This is a genomic window from Massilia oculi (genome assembly GCF_017582745.1).
Lineage (GTDB): Bacteria > Pseudomonadota > Gammaproteobacteria > Burkholderiales > Burkholderiaceae_D > Telluria > Telluria oculi_A.
The window spans coordinates 239028-255363 of the sequence record NZ_JAFVIM010000005.1; the positions used below are offsets into that span (position 1 = coordinate 239028).

Below are 16336 nucleotides of genomic sequence, written 5' to 3' on the forward strand. Positions count from 1 at the left end.
CTTCATTGTTTGGGGGCGTTCTCGGGAATGCCTTTCTTGTTCATCGTCTGCGGCGTGCCAGGCGGCTCGGCGCGGGTAGGCCCCTGCTTGACGTCCTCACTCGGCCGCGCCGTGCCCAGCTTCTCGCTCTTGACCGGCACATTGGCCGCGTGCAGCGCACGCGCCCCGAGCGGCGCGGCTGCCGTGGTGGGCGCGGCGCCCGAGGTGCCCGGGGCGCCGCCGGCAGGCGCAGGCGCCGGCACGCCGGCGCTGGCCGGAGTCGGATCGGATGCGGCGACACCCATCGGCCCGCTCACGGGCGGCGGCGGCTTGATGGTCCAACCTTCCTGCGCGGCGCGCTGGCGCCATTGGGCGCTGACCCGGTCCATCGACGCGTTCAGTGCTTCCTTATCCTTGGCCGCCTTGGCGTCGGCCTCGGCCTTCTTCGCCGCCGCGGCCTGGGCTTGCGCCGGCGATGGCGGCGGCAGCGCCGCCCAGGATGCGCCGGCCAGGCTCAAGCCCAGGCCTAGCGCCAGTGCCGGCAAGGCGCGCAATCGCGTGATCGTCATCGTGTTCCTCCTGACTGCCCCTGCGGTGCGGCATTGTTGGCCGCCGGGGCTTCGGTAGTTCCCGGCGCCGGCGCGGTGGGGCGATTCTCGCCCGACGGCAGATTGCTGCCTTCACGTCCGGCGCTGGACGGCTGGGTGACGCCGCTCGACGGTCCCTGGCCGGTTTCCCGGGTCTCGCCGCCGGTCTCGGCGCCGCTGGTGTTGCCGCCCGAACCGCCGGCGGTGCCCGGCGTGCCGCCGGCATAGGTGGCGTCGGTTTCCGGCCGCGCCGTGCGCGCCATGATCTGGCCGCTGGTCATGCCACCGGCCGAGACCTGTCCCGGGTATTTGGTCTGGATTACGCCGTTGGCGGCGGGCGACTGGCCGCGGTCGCAGCCGGCCAGCGTGCACGCGAGCAGCGCCACCGCGCCCAGGATCGATGCATTGCGTCGTCTCATCATCATTCCTCAATGCGCGGGACCGGGTTGCGGCCGGCCGCCCTGGCCAGGCACCATCTTGCCGTCCTTGTCCATGCCGGGCGGGACGCCGGTCTTCATCTGTTCGTACCACAGCTGGTGGTGGGCCTTGGCCCAGTTCTCGTCCACCGTGCCGTAGCGCATCGCCTCGTAGGCGCCGGGAGTGCCCCAGGTGCCGATGTAGGCGTGGCCCATCGCGGCCGCCATGTACAGCGCCGCGGCCCCCACGTGCAGCACGTTCGCCACCTGCATCACGTAGCGGGTCTGGCCGACGGCGAAATCGAGCACCAGGCCGGTGACCGACATGATCAGGCCCAGCAGCGCCACGCCGCCCCAGAACCAGGTCTTCTCGCCGGCATTGAAGAAGCCGGCCGGGACGTGCTTGTGACTGACGATGCCCCCGCCCTGCTTGACCCATTGCCAGTCGGCGCGGTTGTAGAAATTACGCTTGAGGAAAGTAAAAAACATCAGGATTGAGCACAGGATGAACAGCGGCCCGACGAAGTTGTGCAGGTATTTCGAAATGATCGCCACCCAGGAAAACAGGTCGTGCCCCATCCACGGCAGCATGATCTTCTTGCCGTACATGATGATGATGCCGGTGACGCCGAGGGCGATAAAGCTGAAGGCGGTGGCCCAGTGCACCTGGCGCTCCCAGCGGTTGAAGCGCTGCATCTTGCGGCCTGCCTCCGCCACCTGCCTGGCCGGGCCGATGGTCCGGTAAAACACGAAAATCGCCAGCGGCACGGCCAGCAGGATGAAGCCGGCGATCGTCGCCAGCGGCCCGTTGCGCAGGTGGCGCCAGGTATTGCCGCCGCGCTGGACGATGACGTTGCCCTCCTTGGTCCCGTACTGGCCCAGGTAGTGGCGGTCCATGTGCACCCGGCCCGATGCCGAGCTGGTCATGCCGGGATCGGGCACCACCGAGTCGGCCTCGATCTGCAGCATGGTTTGCTCCTCGGCATAGGCCGGCGTGGCGTTCTGGTTCTTGACGCCGGCCCAGCTGGTCGACAAGCCCAGGGCCGCCACCAGGAGCAGCATGGCGCGGAGCGCCTTGATATTCGCTCGCATATCGCCTCCTCAGGGGTTGGCCCGGTTGTATTCGTTCTGCTTGCCGTTGCGGTTCTCGACCGTGGCCCACCAGGCCATGCGGTCGTTGTGGAAGCGGCGCTGGTAATGGCGATCGTCCTTCTTGCCGGCGTACTCGCCCTTGAGCCATGGCGGATGCTGGTCCACTTCGAGGCAGCCGGCCAGCAGCACCGCAGGCAGAATGAGCGCGCAGATCCTCATGAGCTTCATGTCGGGAACCTCCCCGCATGGTTCTGCGAATCGCGCAAGTCCTGGTTGACGCGCGGCGAGTCGCCCTCGGCCTTGTACTCGCCGCCGCGCTTGGGTTTGCCGTAGGCGATCTTCCAGCCCCACAGCTGCGGGCCGTAGCCGCGCGTCTCGACCCGCTGGCGATAGATGTCGGCGATGATGTTGGCGTCCCCGCCGAGCAGCGCCTTGGTGCCGCACTGCTCGGCGCAGGCCGGGAGCTTGCCTTCGGCGATGCGGTTGCGGCCGTATTTCTTGAACTCTGCCTCCGAGGTATCCGGTTCCGGGCCGCCGGCGCAGAAGGTGCACTTGTCCATCTTGCCGCGGTGGTTGAACAGGCCCGTCTCGGGGAACTGCGGCGCGCCGAACGGGCAAGCGTAATAACAGTAGCCGCAGCCGATGCACTGGTCCTTGCTGTGCAGGACGATGCCATCCTCGGTGTGATAGATGCAGTTGGTCGGGCACACGGCCAGGCACGGCGCGTCGGTGCAATGCATGCAGGCGACCGACACCGAGCGCTCGCCCGGGATACCGTCGTTGATCGTCACCACCCGGCGCCGGTTGATGCCCCAGGCCAGTTCGTGCTCGTTCTTGCAGGCGGTCACGCAGCCGTTGCAGTCGATGCAGCGCTCCGTGTCGCAGATAAATTTCATTCTTGCTGGCATGTCGGTCTCCTCCGTCAGCTCAGGCGCGCACCACGCGGCACAGCGACACCTTGGTTTCCTGCATCATGGTCACGGCGTCATAGCCATAGGTCCAGCCAGTATTGATGGCCTCGCCGCGCACGATCGGCGCCCCATGTTCGGGATAGTGTTGTTCCAAATCTTCGCCCATCCACCAGCCGCCGAAGTGGAACGGCGCCCACACCAGCCCCACCGGCACCCGCTCGGTGACCATGGCCATCATCTTCATGCGCGCGCCGGTCGGGGTCTCGAGCCACACGTACTCGCCCAGCTTGGCGCCGATCTGGACCGCGTCGCGCGGGTTGATCTCGACGAACATGTTTTGCTGCAGCTCGGCCAGCCAGGGATTGGACCGGGTTTCCTCGCCGCCCCCCTCGTACTCGACCAGGCGGCCGGAGGTCATGATCAGTGGGAAATCCTTCGAGTAGTCGACCGCCTGCACCGATTTGTACAGGGTCGGCAGGCGCCAGTGATTGGCCTTGTCGTCATAGGTCGGGTACTGGGCCACCAGGTCGCGCCGCGGCGTGGCCAGCGGCTCGCGGTGGACCGGCACCGGATCGGGGAAGTTCCAGACGTTGCAGCGCGCCCTGGCATTGCCGAACGGCGCGCAACCGTGGGCGATGACGACCCGGATGATGCCGCCCGACAGGTCGGTCTTCCAGTTCTTGCCCTCGGCCATGGCTTGCTCGGCCGCGGTCAGTTCGGCCCACCAGCCCAGTTTTTTCAGGAACACGTGGTCAAATTCGGGGTAGCCCAAGTCCAGCTCGCTGTGCTTGTTGGTCGATCCGTCGGCCGCCAGCAGGCTCGATCCGTTATGCTCGACACCCCAGTTGGCGCGGAACGGTAATCCACCCTCGGCCACGCTCTTGCTCAGGTCGTACAGGATCGGCGTGCCCGGATGCTTCATTTCCGGCGTGCCCCAGCACGGCCACGGCAAGCCGTAGTAATCGCCCTTGCACGGACCGGAATCGGCGCGCAGGGTCGTCGGGTTGAACGTGTGCTTGTTTTCCATGTGCAGCTTGAGCCGCTCGGGCGAACAGCCCGTGTAGCCGATGGTCCAGCACGAGCGGTTGATTTCGCGCAGGATGTCCTCGACCACCGGCTCGTTGTGCACCACCTTGATGTTCTTCACCAGCTCGTCGGCGAAGCCGAGCTTGCGCGCGAACAGGTACATGATCTCGTGATCGGTCTTGCATTCGAACAGCGGCTGGATCACCCGCTCGCGCCACTGGATCGAGCGGTTGGAGGCCGTGCACGAGCCCTGGGTCTCGAACTGCGAAGCGGCCGGCAGCAGGTAGACGCCGTCGGTACGGCCATGCATCGCCGCCGTCATGCTCGGATAGGGGTCGATCACCACCATCATGTCGAGCTTCTGCATCGCCGCCTTCATGTCCGGCAGGCGGGTCTGGCTGTTAGGCGCGTGGCCCCAGTAGAACACGGCGCGCAGATTGCTCGGCTGGTCGATGAACTGGTTTTCTTCATTGACCGCGTCGAACCAGCGCGAGACCGTGATGCCGGGCTTTTCCATCAGCTCCTTGGAGCCGAAGCGCGACTTGATCCACTCATAGTCGACGCCCCAGACCGCGGCGAAGTGCTTCCAGGCGCCCTCGGCCAGGCCGTAATAGCCCGGCAGCGAATCGCCGTTGGGGCCGACGTCGGTGGCGCCCTGCACATTGTCGTGACCGCGGTAGATGTTGGCGCCGCCGCCGGGAATGCCGATATTGCCCAGCGCCAGCTGCAGGATCGACAGCGCGCGCACATTGGCGGTGCCGACGTGGTGCTGGGTGATGCCCATGCACCAGACCACGGACGAGGGACGGTTGGTGGCCAGCATCTCGGCCGCCATGCGCACGGCCGATTCCGGCACGCCGGTGACGTCCGACACCTTGTCGGGCGTCCATTTCATGACTTCGGCGCGCACGTCTTCCATGCCCCAGGTGCGCTCTTCGATGAACTTCTTGTCTTCCCAGCCGTTATTGAAGATGTGCCACAGGATGCCCCACACCAGCGGGATATCGGTGCCGGGCCGCACGCGCACATAGTGGTCGGCAAAGCGTGCCGTGCGGGTAAAGCGCGGATCGATGACGATCATCTTGGCGCCCAGCTCCTTGGCGTGCAGGAAGTGCAGCATCGAGATCGGGTGCGCCTCGGCTGGATTGGAGCCGATGAACAGCACCGCCTTGCTGTAGTGCAGGTCATTGAACGAGTTGGTCATCGCCCCGTAGCCGAAGGTCTGGGCCACGCCGGCAACGGTGGTCGAGTGACAGATGCGGGCCTGGTGGTCGCAGTTGTTGGTGCCGAAGAACGACACCCATTTGCGCAGCATGTAGGCCTGCTCGTTGTTGTGCTTGGAGCTGCCGATCACCATCAGCGCATCGGGCCCGGCTTCCTTGCGCAGTTGCAGGAGCTTGTCGCCGATCTCGTCGATCGCCTGGTCCCAGGAGATGCGCTGGTATTTGCCATTGACCAGCTTCATCGGATAGCGCAGCCGATGCTCGCCGAAGGCGTGCTCGCGCACCGAGGCGCCCTTGGCGCAGTGGGCGCCCATATTGATCGGCGAATCGAAGGCGGCCTCTTGCCGCACCCAGACGCCGTTGGCGACGACGGCATCGACCGAGCAACCGACCGAGCAGTGACTGCACACGGTGCGCTTGACCACGGTCGGCACCGGGGTATCCGGTACCGGGTCGGCCTGGGCCGGTTCGATCACGTTCAGCGGCAGGTGGCGCGCCAGGGCGCCGGCGCCGGCGGCAACGCCGGCCCCGACCAGGAAGCGGCGCCGTTTCAACGCGCTGTCGCGCGTGGACTTGACCAGTGACATATCGATTCCTCTGCTTGCCTACCAGTAGGCGGCGGTCTCGTAATAGCGGCGGATATGGTCCGTCTCGTGGTAGCCGCGCTTGACCTTGGGGTCTGGCGCGGCCGGGGCGGCCTGTGGCGCCGCGGTTGCCGGGGCGGCGGCAGCGGCCACCGCCAGCGCGCCCAGCGGGGCGGCTTTCAGGAAGCCGCGGCGCGCCGGGTCGGGCCGGTCATGGGCTTGTGGATCATGCTTGCTCATCGGTTTCCTCTCCTACTCCAAAGCTTTCCGCCTCGATTGCCAGGAATGCCTGCGCGAAGCGCGCGACCAGGCGGTAATAGTTGGCGCCCTCGGCATTGGCGATGTCGTCCAGCGCGCGCATGCACCAACTGCCGATGTGGGCGTCGAAGAACTGCCGCTGCATCGCCAGTGGCTGGCGCCGGATGCCGGGTGCGCCGGCGACCAGCACGCGCATGGTCTCGCACAGCGCGCCGAGGTGGTCCTCGAATTCTCCCCTGCCCCGGATGCGCGCCAGGCCGAGCTGGGCCAGGTCTGCGCGCAGCTGCGCCAGCGGCGTGTCGTTCATGTAGCCGGCCAGGTAACGAGAGCCATACGGGTCGACCGGCGGCGTGCCGATGCTGACGAACAGCGCGCCGAACTCATCGTGGACGACCTGGGCATCCATGACGCCGGACGCCACGGTCAATTGGTCCCAGGCGCGTTCAAGCGCCGGGTCACCGCCCTCGGCCAGAATGGGGTCGCCGGACGCGAGCGCATCGAGCAGGGCCGCGTCGGGCGCGGCCAGCAACAGGCGGGAGAGCAAGGCATACAGGTCCGCCCTGGCCTGGTCTTCGCCACTGGTCGGCATGCCGGCACCCGCGATCGGGATGTCCGATACCGCGCGGTCGGGCGTGATCACACTTGTTGATGACACTGTGGCTCACTCCAGTTGTTCAATTTGTATCGCCAGTGTAGACGCCGATTCACATTGAGCGCGCACAGTTGCGCCTAGCGCATTCCGGCGGCGTGCATCACAATTCTTATGAGAAATGCGACGAGCGACAGCGTGACGACGCCGCCCAGCCACAACAACGCCATCCACCCCAGCCGGCGCAGCCATTCGCGGCGCGCGGCCATCAGTGATACCCCGCATCGTGCTTGACCTTGCCCCGGAATACCCAGTACGACCATCCCGTGTACATCAGGATGATGGGCAGGATGAACAGCGTTCCGACCAGGGCGAAGCCCTGGCTTTGCGGCGGCGAGGCGGCTTCCCAGATCGTGATCGCGGGCGGCACCACATGCGGCCACATGCTGATCGCCATGCCGCTGTAGCCGAGGAAGATCAATGCCAGCGCCAGCACGAAGGGCTGGCGGAACGGCTGGCGCGACAGTGAACGCAGCAGCAGCGCCATGCACAGTACGACCAGGATCGGCACCGGGGCCAGGAAGACGATGTTGGGGAAGGTGAACCAGCGCTCGGCCACCGCCGCGAAGCGCAACGGGGTCCAGATGCTGACCGCGACGATGGCGCCCAGCAGCAGCCAGGCGAAGGGCCGCGCGACCTGGATCATGCGCGCCTGCAGTTCGCCCTCGGTCTTCATCACCAGCCAGGTGGCGCCCAGCAGGGTGTAGGCGATCATCACGCCGAGGCCGGCCAGCAGCGGGAACGGCGCGACCCAGTCGAGCGGCCCGCCGGCGAAGCTGCGGCCAGATACCGTGATGCCGTCCAAAAAGCCGCCCAGGGTCACGCCCTGGAAGAAGGCCGCCGCCACCGAGCCGCCGATGAAGGCCTTGTCCCACAGGTGGCGCTCGTGCTCCTTGGCCTTGAAGCGGAACTCGAAGGCCACGCCGCGAAACACCAGGCCGATAAGCATGAAGATCAGCGGCAGGTAGAGCCCCGAGAGGATGATCGCGTAGGCCACCGGGAAGGCCGCCAGCAGCCCCTCCCCGCCCAGCACCAGCCAGGTCTCGTTGCCGTCCCAGACCGGCGCGACCGAATTCATCATCGTGTCGCGGTCGCGCTTCCTGGGCGTGAACGGGAACAGCATGCCGATGCCCAGGTCGAAGCCGTCCAGCAGCACGTACATGAAGACGGCGAAAAAGATAATCAGGATCCAGATGACGGATGTGTCGATGCCCATGGTGTCAGCTCCGCGTCGGTGGTTTGCCGCCGTCGCGCTCAGCGCCGTGGTCGGGATTGTCGTCGATATTGCCCTCGATGCTGTCGTCGTTGTCGACGTTGGCCGCCGACAGCGGCCGCATCGGCGTGCGCCCTTCGCCCGGCCCGCCTTCGGGTGGCTTGTTGAGGGCGAAGTGCTGCGGCCCCTTGTTAATCAGGCGCAGCAGGTAGACGGTGCCGGCGCCGAACACGAACACGTAGGCCACGACGAACATCGCCAGCGTCACGGCCATCGTGGTGATGCTGTGCGGCGAAACCGCATCGGCGGTGCGCAGCACGCCGTAGATCACCCACGGCTGGCGGCCGACCTCGGTCGTGATCCAGCCGGCCAGGATGGCGATCAGCCCGGCCGGCCCCATCAGCAAGGCGAAGCGCAGGAACAGGCGCTTGCCGTAGATCCGTCCTCCCCGCCTGAGCCAGAGGCTCCAGGCCCCGAGGGCGATCATCAACAGGCCCAGGCCGACCATGACGCGAAAACTCCAGAACACGATCAGGGAATTGGGCCGGTCTTCGCGCGGGAACTCCTTCAGTCCCGGGAACTGGCCGCTCAGCGTATGCGTGAGGATGATACTGCCCAGGTAGGGAATCCCGACCGCGTAGCGGGTCTCTTCGCGCTCCATGTCGGGAATGCCGAACAGGATCAGCGGCACCGCCTCGCCCGGCGTGTTCTCCCAATGCCCCTCCATCGCCGCCAGCTTGGCCGGCTGGTGCTCGAGCGTATTGAGGCCATGGAAGTCGCCGATCACCGCCTGGATCGGCGCCACCAGCAGGATCATCCACATCGCCATCGACAGCATCTTGCGCACGTTTTTATTGTCGCGTCCGCGCAGCAGGTGCCAGGCCGCGGAGGCGCCGACGATCAGCGCCGTGGCCAGGTAGGCCGCCACCACCATGTGCACGAGGCGGTAGGGAAAGGAGGGATTGAAGACGATGGCCAGCCAGTCGACCGGGATCATGCGCCCGCCCTCGATGGCATAGCCCTGCGGCGTCTGCATCCAGCTGTTGGCGCCCAGGATCCAGGTCGACGAGATCAGGGTGCCGATGGCTACCATGCAGGTGGCGAGGAAGTGCAGCTGCGGTCCGACCCGGTTCCAGCCGAACAGCATCACGCCCAGGAAGCCCGCTTCCAGGAAGAAGGCGGTCAGCACCTCGTAGGTGAGCAGCGGCCCCATGACACTGCCGGCGAACTCGGACAGGTAGCTCCAGTTGGTGCCGATCTGGTAGGCCATCACGATGCCCGACACCACCCCCATGCCGAAGGCGACGGCGAAGATCTTGAGCCAGAAGTGGTACAGGTCGACGTAGACCTGGCGCCCGGTCTTGAGCCAGCACGCCTCGAGCACGGCCAGGTAGCTGGCCATGCCGATCGTGATCGCGGGGAAGATGATGTGGAACGAAATCGTGAAGGCGAACTGGATGCGCGCCAGTTCCAGTGCCGTGAAACCAAACATGCATTCCCCCCTTGTCGGTGGCCCCTAGTTAAACACGGCGACCGGCTCACACGATTGGCAATATCATTTTTATCATTGTTGAGTAGTTTTTGAACAAATGCCGCGCGTGTGCAACAAAAGTTCCCATTTTGGTGCAAATTTCGGCTTTGCCGTTCGGCATCAGCAGGCAAGAGGTCTATAATTCCCGGTGTACTGAACCCAAGCGACCATCCCTCATGAGCCAGCCCCTGTCCCGGCAAGCCGAGCCGCCTCTCAATATCCACGCACTCAAGTCCTGCGCCCAGTGCAGCATGCACCAGCTGTGCCTGCCGATGGGCCTGGAAGACGCCGAGATCGACCGCCTGGACAAGATCATCGGCCGCCGTCGCCGCCTGGAGCGCGACGAGCGCCTGTATGGCGTGGGCGAGCCGTTCCGCAACCTGTATGCGGTGCGCTTCGGCCACTTCAAGACCTACCAGGTGAATGCGGCGGGCGAAGCCCAGATCACCGGTTTCCAGATGGCCGGCGAGCTGCTGGGCATGGATGCAATCAGCGGCACCCACCATTGCGACGCGGTGGCGCTGGAAGACTCGGAGGTGTGCGAGATCCCGTTCGCGCGCCTGGAAGACCTGTTCGGCGAAGTGCCGACCCTGCTGCGCCACTTCCACCGCATCATGAGCCAGGAAATCACGCGCGAGCAGAACGTCATGCTCCTGCTCGGGAATATGCGCGCCGAGCAGCGCTTCGCCGTTTTCCTGGTCAACCTGTCGGCGCGCTATGCCACGCGTGGCTATTCGGCCAACCGCTTCCAGCTGCGCATGTCGCGCGAAGACATCGGCAACTACCTGGGCCTGACGATCGAAAGCATCAGCCGCCTGCTGTCGCGCTTCAAGAAGCAGGGTTGGCTCGATGTCGACAAGCGCGAAGTGACGCTGCTCGATCCGGTCAAGCTGAAGGCACTGGCGGCCGGCACCGACGCGTGCAGCCCGATGGCCTGACAGCCATGACGCCCGACCTGCACCTGCGCAGCTACGACCGCGTGCACTGGGGCGACCGCCATGACTTCGCCCAGCTGGTGCTGCCGGTGCACGGCGAAGTCGTGCTCGACATCGAAGAACGGCGTGGCCGGCTCGATCCTCTCCACGGCGCGCTGGTCGCGCCCGGCGCCTGGCACGCGCAATCGAGCCCCGGCGCAAACGGCTCCCTGATCGTCGACGTCGACGCCGCCGTCTTCGACGATGGCCCCTGGCAGCGCCTGCTGGAGCGGCCCTTCGTTACCCTCGCCCCCGCCGCGCGCAAGCTGGTCGAGTTCATGGGGCTCATGGCCCACGGGTCCGCGCCGGCCCGCTCGCTGGTGCAGGGCTGGGTGCCGCTGCTGCTCGATACCCTGAGCCTGGACGCCCCGCGCGCCACCTCGCGTCTGGCCGCCCTGCTGGCGCGCATCGAGGCCGCGCCCGGCCTGGCCTGGAGCACCGAATCGATGGCGCGCGCCGCCAACCTGAGCGTCAGCCGCCTGCACGCGCTGTTCCGCGAAGAGCTGGACAGTACGCCGCATGCCTGGCTGCTGCGCTGCCGCCTCGATTGCGCGCGCGGCCTGCTGACCCATAGCGCGCGCAGCGTGGCCGACATCGCCCTTGCCTGCGGCTTTTCGGACCAGGCCAGCCTGACGCGGGCGATGCGACGCGTGTTCGATACCACGCCCGCCGCCCATCGGCGCGCAGCTCAGGAGAACCCGCCAAAACCGCAGTAGTCCCGGCCAAGACCGGGGCCACGTCCGGGTCCGAGAATCTCCACTCAAAGGAGATTCATCATGTACACCGCTACTGGCGCGGGCGGACTGTCCCGCTCCACCCTGCTCGGCATCGGCGCAGGCATTGCCGCCGGCGCGCTCTGGGGCCTGGTCTTCCTGGCTCCGGAACTGGCGCCCGGATTCCTGCCGATCCAGCTCTCGGCCGGACGTTACCTGGCTTACGGCCTGATTGCCGCCATCCTGATCGCCCCGAGCTGGGGACGGCTGCGCCGCCATCTCGGCTGGCCGGCCTGGCGCACCCTGGTCGGGCTCAGCCTCACCGGCAACATCGTCTATTACCTGTTCCTCGCCAACGCGGTTCAGCTGGGCGGCGTGGCCATGGCCTCGATCGTGATCGGGCTGCTGCCGATCGCGGTCACCCTCGTGGGTTCGCGCGACCGTCACGCTGTGCCACTGCGCCGTCTGCTGCCTTCGCTGCTGCTGAGCGGCGCCGGTCTCGCCTGCATCGGCTGGGAGTCGCTGTCGGCGTCCGGGCCCGGCTCGCTGGAAGGCCTGGCCTGCGCCTTCGGCGCGCTGGTGTCGTGGACAGTCTTCGCGGTGCACAACAGCCGCTGGCTGGCGCGCATCGAGGGGATTTCGTCGCATGAATGGAACCTGCTGGTGGGCGTGGTGACTGGGCTGATGGCGCTGGCGATGGCGGTGCCGGCCTTCGTGATGGCGCCGGGCCAGCATACCCTGCCGGCCTGGCTGCAGTTCGGCGCGCTGGTAGGCGCGGTCGCCATCCTGTGCTCGGTGGTCGGCAACGCCCTGTGGAACCACGCCAGCCGCGCGCTGCCCCTGAGCCTGATGGGCCAGATGATCGTGTTCGAGACCATCTTCGCGGCCTTGTATGGATTTTTGTGGGAAGCGCGCTGGCCGAGCGGGTTCGAGACAGCGGCGCTGGTGCTGCTGGTGGCGGGCGTGATCTCGTGCGCCTCGGCGCATCGGGGCGCGCACTGATTGTGTTGGCGTGGCGTCGGCCGATCGAATTGCGGCAACCTCAGCGTCGCACGGACAGCCCGAACGCCAGGCCCAGATCGGGCGTATTTCCATTCAGCCCACGCACCACCATCGCATCGACCTGGCAGTTTCTGTTCAGTCGCCAGCTCACGCCGGCATCTGCCTGCATCCGATCGCCGCCGTGCGATGCGGACGCGATCTGCGGCGCCGCCACTTCAAGGAATCCCTGAAGGCGTTCAGTGAATTTCTTGCCCAGAGAGGCCGCCAGGATACCGTAGTGGTAGCGCGCACCGTCATCGTCCACGTCGGCCCCGGCGCCCGGCGTCACGGCCAACGACCAGCCTTTCGGCAGCTCCCATTCGGCCGCCAGCACCAGCTGCGGCAGGACACCCTTGACCCGCAGCCCCGAGCTACCGCTTGGCAGCGCCATCGTGCCGATCAGCCCCATGGCGGGGTGTGCGCCCTCCCCATCGGCAAAATGCCATTTGACTCCGATCGACGTGGCGTTCCAGCCCGCAGTCGTGGTGCGCGCGCGGGTAGCCGGATCGCGGTCGTGCTCGATGCTGCGGCCGTCGGTCTCGACGCGCAGTTCCGTCGTGTCGCCCAGGCCGATACGCAGCAGCGCCGGCGTGCTCAAGGTGCGCACATGCAGGTCGTCGTTGCGCTGGCGATCCCAGTCGACGCCAATCTCGAGCTGAACGCGGCCGTGACCGACCACCTGGCTGGAGTTGGCGACGTTGGGGCGGTCGGGATTGATGGCATCGCCGTCATCGGCGTGAGCGAATTGGGCGCCGCAAGCCAGCGTCAGGAGAGCTGCCTGACGTCGCAGGCGCTTGAGGTTCGGCGAAAAAGTCATACGGTCGGATGAACAAGGAGAGAGATGGTGTGCAAAGGTCGAACCGACTATTTTACGCCCCCCGGTATGTGGTGAAGCGGGTTCAAGGTAGCGCCAGCCGCGCCGCGCCGGGGCATGTCGCGCTACCTCGGGCTTTTCGCATGACCCGGCCGCAGCGCGACAGTAAGATCGGCCGCGTTCGACCAACCGTCCACGAAAACCGCCATGAAACCACGTCGCTCCCTCGTCATCCCGCTCTGCGCCCTGCTGCTCGCGACCGCCCCACAGATGGCAGGCGCCTCGATCCTGCCCGACGTCCCCGACATCAAGGCCGTCACCGACTACCGTCCCAAGATCCCACTGCGCGTGTACACCGCCGACAAGGTCCTGATCGGCGAATTCGGCGCCGAGCGGCGCGAGTTCGTCCCGGTGGCCAAGGTGCCGGCGCTGCTCAAGTCGGCCGTGCTGGCGATCGAGGACACCCGCTTCTACGAACATGGTGGGGTCGACTGGATCCGCGCGCTTGGCGCGGCCAAGGCCAATATCGGCGACTTCGGCAGCCAGGGCGCGTCCACCATCACCATGCAGGTCGCGCGCAACTTCTTCCTGTCGCGCGACAAGACGCTGCCGCGCAAGCTGACCGAGGTTGCCCTCGCCTGGAAGATCGAAAAGGCGCTGTCCAAGGACCAGATTCTCGAGGTCTACCTGAACCAGATCTATCTCGGCCAGCGCGCCTACGGCTTCGCCAGCGCGGCGCGCACCTATTTCGGCAAAGCGCTGCCAGACCTGAGCCTGGCCGAGATCGCGATGCTGGCCGGCCTGCCGCAAAACCCTTCCAGCAGCAATCCGGTATCGAATCCACAGGCGGCCCGCAAGCGCCAGCAGGTGGTGCTCAGGCGCATGCGCGAACTGGCGATCATCACCGAAGCCCAGTACCGCCGCGCCCTGGCCGAACGCCTGCAGGTGCGCAGCTATGGCGCCACCCTGAATCCGCGCGCGGCCTGGGTCGCCGAGATCGCGCGCCAGGCGGTCCACGCCCGCTTCGGCCAGGCGGCCTATGAGCGCGGCATCACGGTCACCACCACCATCGTGGCCGCCGAGCAGGATGCGGCCTACGAATCGGTGCGCCGCAACGTACTAGCCTACGACCGCCGCCACGGCTACCGTGGCCCGGAGGCGCGCATCGCGCTGCCGGCCGGCGCCGCAGAACGGGAGGATGCCATCGGGGCGGCCCTGCAGAAGCGCCCTGCCGTGGACGGCTTGGTCCCGGCGGTGGTCGTCGCCGCATCGCCCAAGCGGGTGCGCGCCCTGCTCGCCAGTGGCGACGCCGTCGAAATCACCGGCCCGGGGCTCGGCTTCGCCGCCGGCGCCCTCTCAAGCAAGGCCAAGCCCGCATCGAAGCTGGCGCCCGGCGCTGTCATCCGGCTGGGAAAGGCCGCCGACGGCGCCCCGTCGATCGCCCAGCTGCCCGAGGTGGCCGCCGCCTTCGTGGCGCTCGACACCGGCACCGGCGCCTACCGCGCACTGGTCGGCGGCTTCGATTATTCGGTCCACAAGTTCAACCACGTGACCCAGGCCTGGCGCCAGCCGGGATCGAGCATCAAGCCCTTCGTCTACTCCGCCGGCCTGGAGCGCGGTTTCTTCCCCGGCACGCAAATCCTCGACGAGCCGCTCGACTTCAGCGCCGAGAAGGCCTATGCCAACTGGTCGCCGCGCAACGACGACAATGTGTTCGAAGGCCCGGTCACGGTGCGCCACGCGCTGTCGCGCTCGCGCAATGTGCCGACCGTGCGCATGCTGCGCGCGCTGGACGTCGACTACGCCCGCGAGCACCTGGCGCGCTTCGGCTTCGACGCCGCCCGCCAGCCGCGCAACCTGACGCTCGGCCTGGGCACGGGCGCCGTCACGCCGCTGCAGATGGCCGGCGCCTACGCGGTGCTGGCCAACGGCGGCTACCGGGTGGAACCGTGGCTGATCGCGCGCATCCAGGATGGCGACGGCAAGGTGCTGCACGAGCAGGTGGCGCCGCGGCCGAGGCAGGAAACTGACCGGGTGCTGGATGAGCGCAACGCCTTCATCGTCGACAGCATGCTGCGTGACGTCACCCGCGTCGGCACCGCGGCGGCGGCCTCGCGCCAGCTGCAACGGTACGACCTGGCCGGCAAGACCGGCACCACCAGCAATGCGGTCGACGGCTGGTTCGCCGGCTATGGCGGAAACGTGGCGGCGGTGGCCTGGATGGGTTATGACGAGCCACGCTCGCTCGGCGGCCGCGAATTCGGCTCGACCCTGGCGCTGCCGATGTGGGTTGATTTCATGCGCGTCGCGCTGGCGAAGACGCCGCAGCACGAGCCGCTGCCGCCGGAAGGCGTGGCGCGCGCCGGCGGCGACTGGGTGTATGCCGAGTATGCGGAACAGGAACGTCCGCCCGAGGCGGACGATGGATTCGAGGCCTTGATGGGCTCTTTCTCGTCAGCCGAGGAGGCGACGCAATAGAACTGCCTACAGCTCGATCACCAGCTCGGGACGGAAACCCTCCTGCTCGCCCTTGCTCAGGTAGCCGAGCGGGTTGGCCACCACCCTGCACGACCAGGAATGGGCGCCGTCGCGGCCCTCGACCACGTAGTCGTTCAGGCAGTGCAGATGGCCGTGCATCCACAGCTGCGCGTGCTTGAACAGGCCGTCGAGCGCATTGCAGAAGCCCGCCGTGCCGGGCGTGAGGCCGTAGCGCGGATCGGCGCTCATCAGGCTGGGGGCGAAATGGGTGACCACCGCCGTCTTGCCGTCGAAGGGCGTGGCCAGCGCCGCGCGCAGCCAGGCCTGGCAATCGAGCGACATGGCGCGGATGCCCTCGGCCAGCACCTGCTCGCCATCCTTCAGCGTCGTGTTCTTGCTCAGGTAGTAGTTCGCCGCGCGGAACGCCTTGTTACGCTGCTGCATCTGCCTGGTGAGGTCGGCTTCGCGCAACGCCAGGGCATCGAAGTCGCTCCACAAGGTGGTGCCGATGAAGCGCACGTGATCGATGACGACGATCTCGCGATCGAGCCAGACGATGCCGAGCCGCTCGCAGGTGGCGCGCAGCCGTGCATGGGTGGCGTCGTGGTCGAGCGAATCGAATTCGTGGTTGCCGGGAATGAACAGCACCCGCTTGCCGGCCAGCGCCGGCAATGCGGGAGAGAAGCGCTCGAGTCCGAAGTCCTGGGTTTCCAGGCGCGAGCCGGCCTGGTAGGAGCCGATGTCGCCGGCCAGCACCACGACGTCGGTGTCCGGCAGGATGTGCGGCTGGAAGCCGGGATAGCGTTCGAGATGCAGGTCGGAGAAAAGCTGTATGCGCATGGGCGCC

General features: G+C 67.0%; 17 protein-coding genes. 4 read left to right on the forward strand and 13 right to left on the reverse strand.

Features of this window, described 5'->3' with window-relative positions; genetic code table 11:
- Nucleotides 1-2: 2 nt before the first annotated feature.
- From J3U95_RS08390 to J3U95_RS08440, 11 genes are all read right to left on the reverse strand, one after another.
- Nucleotides 3-548, reverse strand: a complete 546-nt coding sequence (locus J3U95_RS08390) for a hypothetical protein (protein ID WP_208278148.1) — start codon at nt 546-548, stop codon at nt 3-5.
- Entirely contained in the window at nt 545-985 is a 441-nt protein-coding gene (locus J3U95_RS08395; RefSeq protein ID WP_208278149.1) for a hypothetical protein, read from the reverse strand. The genes J3U95_RS08390 and J3U95_RS08395 overlap by 4 nt, the downstream gene beginning before the upstream one ends.
- Nucleotides 986-994: 9 nt before the next feature.
- Nucleotides 995-2074 (reverse strand): formate dehydrogenase subunit gamma, encoded by a 1080-nt coding sequence (locus tag J3U95_RS08400; RefSeq protein WP_208278150.1) that lies wholly within the window; start codon nt 2072-2074, stop codon nt 995-997.
- Nucleotides 2075-2083: 9 nt separating this feature from the next.
- Entirely contained in the window at nt 2084-2302 is a 219-nt protein-coding gene (locus tag J3U95_RS08405; protein ID WP_208278151.1) for a hypothetical protein, read from the reverse strand.
- Entirely contained in the window at nt 2299-2982 is a 684-nt protein-coding gene (fdh3B, locus tag J3U95_RS08410; protein ID WP_208278152.1) for a formate dehydrogenase FDH3 subunit beta, read from the reverse strand. Before fdh3B ends, J3U95_RS08405 begins: the two co-directional genes overlap by 4 nt.
- 19 nt (nt 2983-3001) lie before the next feature.
- Nucleotides 3002-5821: a formate dehydrogenase subunit alpha gene (locus J3U95_RS08415; RefSeq protein ID WP_208278153.1), complete on the reverse strand. Its 2820-nt coding sequence runs from the start codon at nt 5819-5821 to the stop codon at nt 3002-3004.
- 18 nt (nt 5822-5839) lie between these two features.
- Complete coding sequence (locus J3U95_RS08420; protein ID WP_208278154.1) at nt 5840-6058, reverse strand: formate dehydrogenase; 219 nt, start codon at nt 6056-6058, stop codon at nt 5840-5842.
- Nucleotides 6045-6731, reverse strand: coding sequence for a TorD/DmsD family molecular chaperone (locus J3U95_RS08425; protein WP_370662048.1), 687 nt, complete (start codon nt 6729-6731; stop codon nt 6045-6047). The genes J3U95_RS08420 and J3U95_RS08425 overlap by 14 nt, the downstream gene beginning before the upstream one ends.
- A gap of 74 nt (nt 6732-6805) precedes the next feature.
- Nucleotides 6806-6934, reverse strand: a complete 129-nt coding sequence (locus J3U95_RS08430; RefSeq protein ID WP_005667240.1) for a DUF2474 domain-containing protein — start codon at nt 6932-6934, stop codon at nt 6806-6808.
- The gene (cydB, locus tag J3U95_RS08435; RefSeq protein ID WP_208278155.1) at nt 6934-7941 is read right to left on the reverse strand and encodes a cytochrome d ubiquinol oxidase subunit II; all 1008 of its coding nucleotides are present in this window, start codon (nt 7939-7941) and stop codon (nt 6934-6936) included. Before cydB ends, J3U95_RS08430 begins: the two co-directional genes overlap by 1 nt.
- A gap of 4 nt (nt 7942-7945) precedes the next feature.
- Nucleotides 7946-9430 (reverse strand): cytochrome ubiquinol oxidase subunit I, encoded by a 1485-nt coding sequence (locus tag J3U95_RS08440; RefSeq protein WP_208278156.1) that lies wholly within the window; start codon nt 9428-9430, stop codon nt 7946-7948.
- Nucleotides 9431-9645: 215 nt separating this feature from the next.
- On the opposite strand from J3U95_RS08440, the gene fnr reads away from it, so the two are divergent.
- The 3 genes from fnr to J3U95_RS08455 are packed head-to-tail and all read left to right on the forward strand — an operon-like array spanning nt 9646 to nt 12158.
- Nucleotides 9646-10407 (forward strand): fumarate/nitrate reduction transcriptional regulator Fnr, encoded by a 762-nt coding sequence (gene fnr, locus J3U95_RS08445; protein WP_208278157.1) that lies wholly within the window; start codon nt 9646-9648, stop codon nt 10405-10407.
- A gap of 5 nt (nt 10408-10412) precedes the next feature.
- Nucleotides 10413-11159: an AraC family transcriptional regulator gene (locus tag J3U95_RS08450; RefSeq protein ID WP_208278158.1), complete on the forward strand. Its 747-nt coding sequence runs from the start codon at nt 10413-10415 to the stop codon at nt 11157-11159.
- Between the two features lie 60 nt (nt 11160-11219).
- Nucleotides 11220-12158: a DMT family transporter gene (locus J3U95_RS08455; RefSeq protein WP_208278159.1), complete on the forward strand. Its 939-nt coding sequence runs from the start codon at nt 11220-11222 to the stop codon at nt 12156-12158.
- Nucleotides 12159-12198: 40 nt separating this feature from the next.
- Here the strand turns inward: J3U95_RS08455 and J3U95_RS08460 are convergent, their stop codons facing one another.
- Complete coding sequence (locus J3U95_RS08460; protein WP_208278160.1) at nt 12199-13014, reverse strand: transporter; 816 nt, start codon at nt 13012-13014, stop codon at nt 12199-12201.
- A gap of 204 nt (nt 13015-13218) precedes the next feature.
- Here J3U95_RS08460 and J3U95_RS08465 point away from each other — a divergent pair, with 204 nt between their 5' ends.
- Entirely contained in the window at nt 13219-15489 is a 2271-nt protein-coding gene (locus J3U95_RS08465) for a penicillin-binding protein 1A (RefSeq protein WP_208278161.1), read from the forward strand.
- Between the two features lie 6 nt (nt 15490-15495).
- Here J3U95_RS08465 and J3U95_RS08470 read toward each other — a convergent pair whose 3' ends face one another.
- On the reverse strand, nt 15496-16329 hold the full coding sequence (locus tag J3U95_RS08470) for a metallophosphoesterase (protein WP_208278162.1): 834 nt from the start codon (nt 16327-16329) through the stop codon (nt 15496-15498).
- Nucleotides 16330-16336: the final 7 nt, after the last annotated feature.